Annotated in this window: 5 protein-coding genes; 1 reads left to right on the forward strand and 4 read right to left on the reverse strand. The window is 43.1% G+C overall.

Annotated elements, in window-relative coordinates; translation table 11 throughout:
- Positions 1–284 precede the first annotated feature (284 nt).
- Together ACH0QE_RS15325 and ACH0QE_RS15330 are read right to left on the reverse strand one after the other, a co-directional pair.
- A complete protein-coding gene (locus ACH0QE_RS15325; protein WP_415801459.1) occupies positions 285–731 on the reverse strand; it encodes a GNAT family N-acetyltransferase in 447 nt (148 codons plus the stop codon).
- Between the two features lie 162 nt (positions 732–893).
- Positions 894–1,382: a GNAT family N-acetyltransferase gene (locus tag ACH0QE_RS15330; RefSeq protein WP_415801460.1), complete on the reverse strand. Its 489-nt coding sequence runs from the start codon at positions 1,380–1,382 to the stop codon at positions 894–896.
- A gap of 238 nt (positions 1,383–1,620) precedes the next feature.
- Here ACH0QE_RS15330 and ACH0QE_RS15335 point away from each other — a divergent pair, with 238 nt between their 5' ends.
- Entirely contained in the window at positions 1,621–2,982 is a 1,362-nt protein-coding gene (locus ACH0QE_RS15335) for a YjiH family protein (RefSeq protein WP_415801461.1), read from the forward strand.
- A gap of 289 nt (positions 2,983–3,271) precedes the next feature.
- Here ACH0QE_RS15335 and ACH0QE_RS15340 read toward each other — a convergent pair whose 3' ends face one another.
- Positions 3,272–3,763, reverse strand: a complete 492-nt coding sequence (locus ACH0QE_RS15340; RefSeq protein ID WP_415801462.1) for a transporter — start codon at positions 3,761–3,763, stop codon at positions 3,272–3,274.
- Between the two features lie 59 nt (positions 3,764–3,822).
- On the reverse strand, positions 3,823–4,920 hold the full coding sequence (locus tag ACH0QE_RS15345) for a PRK06851 family protein (RefSeq protein ID WP_415801463.1): 1,098 nt from the start codon (positions 4,918–4,920) through the stop codon (positions 3,823–3,825).
- Positions 4,921–5,006: the final 86 nt, after the last annotated feature.

Raw genomic sequence — 5,006 nt, forward strand, 5'->3', positions numbered from 1 at the left:
TTCGAATTCAACGGATTCCCGCTTGAATCAAGCGAATTGCTGCTGAACAACTATAAGCTTGAAGAACAGGAAGCGCCATTCACATTGAAGCCGTATGAAACAAGGGTATATATGAAGTAAGCTTAAAGGGAGCCTTTTTGTTAGCAGGTTCTGTTTAGAGGTGCAAACAACATCGCGAAAATCTCAAGCATTTAACATGAATAATCACATAAGAAAACGCTGTTGAATCAGAATCAACAGCGTTTTTAATTCCACTATAACCTTCATGACTTTTAAAAAAGCGATTATAAAGATATTTTCATAAATTTACTAACATCCTTAAATCCCATTTTCTCATACAATTTCAATGCTTTTTCATTATGGGAATATACATTCAGTCTTACATCACTATATCCGTTTTTTCTAAATTCTTTTAAAGCTTCTTCCATCAATAATTTGGAGTAACCTTTACCTCTGTAAGGCATTTTTACATATATATCATTTATCCAGCCGATTTCATCACCCGTTAGGTAATCAAATGCTTTATCAATTTGAATCCATCCCAGGAGCGTATTGTCATTCATTAAGCAGAGAAAATAAGCATTATATTTTGCGGAATGCTCATAGGCTTCAATCATTTTTTGCTTATTATCATCCGAATCATGATTTGTTGCTTCTTTTCGGTTTTCACCCGCTAATTCATAAATTTCTTCTATCTCTGTTTCGGAAGCCACTTTAAAGCTTAACTCCATACCTTCACCTCTAAATAAACTAATTTGTTTTTCTTAAAATACCAACCTCATAAATATTAGTTATTTGCACATAAAGTCCTCTACCATGAACCTTTCCCGTTTTTTAATTTCTTATTTACCCTCTTTCACCTTGTAGTTCAATTTTGTATGTAAACTACTGAATCAACTAACAACAAATGTCTGATAAACAACCTCTTCCCCATCCTGCACTTCCGACTGCTCTACAAAGTCGATCTCCTCTAGCTGGTAGATTTTTTTCCAAAAGTGCACTGCTGTTTCGTTTTCTACCAACTGGGATATGTAATAGCTGCCTTTATTTTGCGCAAATATTTCCGATACGGCAGCTGTTGCGACTCCTTTTCTCCGGAATGTGTTGAGGATGAAAAAGTCATTGATTACTTTATCTACTTTTGTGGTGAAAGGGGCTTCGAGAATCAGGACAAACCCTGCCAGCTTTTCATCGGCGGTAATGAAGTATGGAGTGATTCCTTCTTTTTCCCATATAAGCGGAAATGAATCAAATTCGAAGCTGCCATCCTCACTAACCTCCAATCCATCTGTATAAGCGGACAAATCATGCAGGTAAAGTGAATATAAATTTCGCAATACTTCCTTTTTATCTGGATTGATCTCTTTCAATATTACTTTCATTTGTATTTTCCTTGAACAAATAAGGTAATAGTCCTATTAAGAATTCACGCTAAAGAGGAGGAATCCTGCATAGAAAAATAGAATTTTTCATTAAGGTGGCTGATTGGCGTTTAGCTTGCTTGCTTTAGGAGAATATAACACAGGAAGGAATTGGGCTGAGAAAAAGGTTGGCAAAACAGGGGTTATGCATTAAAATAATTTCTGGCTTATAAATATGTATTTTAAGGGTGAAATCATTTTGGAAAAACCATTGCGTAAAACAAGATCTACCGGGGACTTATTAGCATTTATCATTCCCTCATTAATAGGAATTTTTTTCTTTATGTTACCAATCTCCTATAACGGAGAAATAACGATACCGATCGCTGTCCTATCCGGATGGCTTCAGGACTTGCTCGGCGGTACGCTGCCTGCGATCATGACTGTGATCATCGTTCTGACTCTAATCGGAACTTTATTAATAAAAACCATCAGACCTGAAATCCTTAACCGCAATCATTTTCTGAAAGCGTTGTTTGATGTACCAGCTGTCTGGCTTGTTGCGAGGATTTTAGGGGCAATTTTTGCAGTAATGACTTTATTTCAATTAGGGCCGGAAGCAGTTTGGTCACCTAACACAGGCGGTTTGCTGCTCAACGACCTTTTGCCAATCCTTTTCTCTGTTTTTTTCTTTGCGGGATTATTCCTTCCTTTATTGCTGAACTTCGGCCTGCTTGAATTGTTCGGAACATTGATGGCCAAGATCATGCGTCCTATTTTCACATTGCCTGGCCGCTCTTCAATCGATACTCTTACTTCTTGGCTTGGGGACGGCACGATTGGTGTTCTACTGACTAGCAAGCAGTATGAAGAAGGATATTATACAAGAAGAGAAGCCGCTGTTATCGGGACGACATTCTCTGTTGTCTCAATCACGTTCAGCCTTGTCGTCATTTCTCAAGTTGACCTGGGCCATATGTTTGTTCCATTTTATTTAACCGTGACACTGGCTGGTGTGGTTGCAGCTATTATCCTTCCAAGAATCCCGCCTCTGTCAAGGAAGCAGGATACGTATTATGTGGAGCAGAACAACGATTACTCTGAGGAGAACATTCCTGATGGCTATACACCTTTCTCCTGGGGTATGGCACAGGCTGTCGAAAAAGCAAGCACCAATAAGAGTTTCAAAGATTTCTTCCTTGCCGGAATCCGCAATATCCTTGATATGTGGATGGGTGTTGCGCCGATCGTCATGGCGCTTGGAACACTGGCGCTGATTGTCGCTGAATATACACCAGTATTTCAATGGCTAGGGATGCCGTTCATTCCGCTGTTGGAGCTAATGCAGGTTCCTGAAGCGAAAGCTGCATCGGAGACATTGATCGTCGGCTTTGCGGACATGTTCCTTCCTTCCGTAATCGGTGCTGATATCGCAAGCCCGATGACAAGGTTCATCATTGCGTCTGTTTCCGTCACACAGCTAATCTATATGTCTGAGGTCGGCGGCCTGCTGCTGGGTTCAAAAATCCCTGTCAGCTTCGGGGAATTGTTCATTATCTTCCTGCAGCGTACACTTGTGACATTGCCAATCGTTGTACTGGTTGCGCATTTTCTGTTTTAAGTAAACATGAATACTTACAAACAAGCATTAAATGGGGACGAGACGATACTGGATACACACAATATGATGTAAAACTGCGAAAACCGGATGGCGAGAGGCCAGCCGGTTTTTTCACATATCGGGAATTCCGCGAAAATGCGTTGGGATTCCGCGAAATCAGATCACAATTCCGCGAAAACTTACATCAATGCTGCGAATTTCTACGTTAATTCTTAGAACTGGAAAAAATCACTGATTTTTTCCAGCAAAAAAGAGAAGCAACACGCTTCTCTTTTAAAATGATATGTTTCTAGCACTGGAAAGACCGTATCTGTCTCAGGTCCATTCCGTAGTAAACCCATCCGCGGCGGCGGCTCCATCTCCAGCCGGCAATGGAATTCCTGCCGAGGAATACCGGATAGAACCAGAAGCTTCTGCCATCGACCAGCCAGATGTAGGTGAATCGGAACATACATCTTCTGATTCCGCCTGGGTCTACTGCAAATGCCGTTGCCTGTTCTTGCGGCACGTATGCTGGCGGGGGCGATGATGGCGGCCCTCCTGCCTGCTGGCCCCCTCCAGGGAACCCGCCTGGTCCTCCTCCTGGGAAACCACCACCTGGTATACCTCCACCCTGGCCTGGAAATCCTCCTCCGGGGATTCCGCCACCTTGGCCTGGAAATCCGCCTGGGCCACCGAATGTCCTTGCACCTTCTTGCGGGTAAAACTCATTCTCATAAAAGCCATAATCGTCTTCAAATTGCTGATTTGGTCCATATGGGTAGAAGTTATTATAATACAAACTCATATCCCCTCTCTAAAAGTCTTCCTTGTAATGTATGCAATACGCCCAATTAGGTGCTAGTTGGCACTCAGGCTTTCAATTTCTTTTTGCAGTTGGCCAGTGATTTCGTCTACCTTTGCAAAATCCATGGCTTCGATGTAGATTGCCTCCAATTGGTCGCGAAGCTCCTTAGCATGCGCTAAAGAGGCAATTGCTTCGTTCATCTTTGCTTTATATCTTCCGCCGACATCCTTGATTTCCGCTTCATATTTTTCATCTGTACCTGGAGTGATCAATTCTACATACATATCAATGATTTCATCTGTCTCTCTTTCCGGAAAATACTCATGTGGGGCCGTGCTGTCGAATATCGCAAAGTCTAGCTCGCGGACAATGACCATATCCAGGCTGTGCGGGTCAAATCCGCAATGATAGACTTCAACGTCATACCCGCGCGACTGTGCTTCGGCGGCAATTTTTTTCAGCATGGTAGACTTTCCAGAGCCAGGGCGGCCTTTAATGAAGTACCTCTTGCCCACTGTCTCAGTCAGGTTGGGAACAAAGTCGACTGCGCCAACCGGAGTTGCCGCACCAAGGAAGCGGTCGTACACCCTCCCCCCGCCTTCCTTAGATGTACTGTCTCCGAAGAACCTCTCAATCAATCTGTTCGTCAGCTCATTCGCTTTTTCAAAATCCATGTTTTCGATATAGATTTTTTCCCACTCGTCATGGATTCTCAGCGCTTCAGCAAAGAGGCTGTAAGCAGAATTGAAAGCTCCACTGATTTTTTCGCTGAGCTGCAGGATGGTTTCCTTGTGTTCCTGAAGCTTGCCGGAATTCCATGCATCTCCCAGATTGACGTACTCCTCTACCGCTCCAGGTGCTTTCGGTTCGATAACATGTGGTGCAGTTCCGTCAACGATCCCCGCATTCAATTTAGGAATTAACACACCATCGATTGATTTGTTGTCTGATGAGCAATGCAGGAATTGGACATCATAGCCTTTTTCACTCCATTCATTGCCGATCTTTTTCATGAGCGAAGATTTTCCTGTTCCTGGTCCGCCCTTCAATATGAATAGCCGGGACAAGCCCTGCAAGCTGGAATCATATAAGCTGTAAAAGCCGCGGGCCGTGTTGCCGCCGGCAAAGTAGTTCAGGATTTTTCCTGACATTTAATCGCACTCCCTCCAACCGTTCTTATAAACGGCAAGTTTTCACTTCCCCCTTACTATATGCAGGGGATTTGTTCTGGGTGAAT

Origin of the sequence: Mesobacillus sp., from assembly GCF_047739415.1 — a bacterium.
In the GTDB taxonomy this organism is placed as follows: Bacteria; Bacillota; Bacilli; order Bacillales; family Cytobacillaceae; genus Mesobacillus.

Coding starts and splice junctions, on each gene's coding strand:
- ACH0QE_RS15330 (WP_415801460.1), bottom strand. CDS start 1,382: ATGAAAGTAATATTGAAAGAGATCAATCCAGATAAAAAGGAAGTATTG.
- ACH0QE_RS15325 (WP_415801459.1), bottom strand. CDS start 731: ATGGAGTTAAGCTTTAAAGTGGCTTCCGAAACAGAGATAGAAGAAATT.
- ACH0QE_RS15345 (WP_415801463.1), bottom strand. CDS start 4,920: ATGTCAGGAAAAATCCTGAACTACTTTGCCGGCGGCAACACGGCCCGC.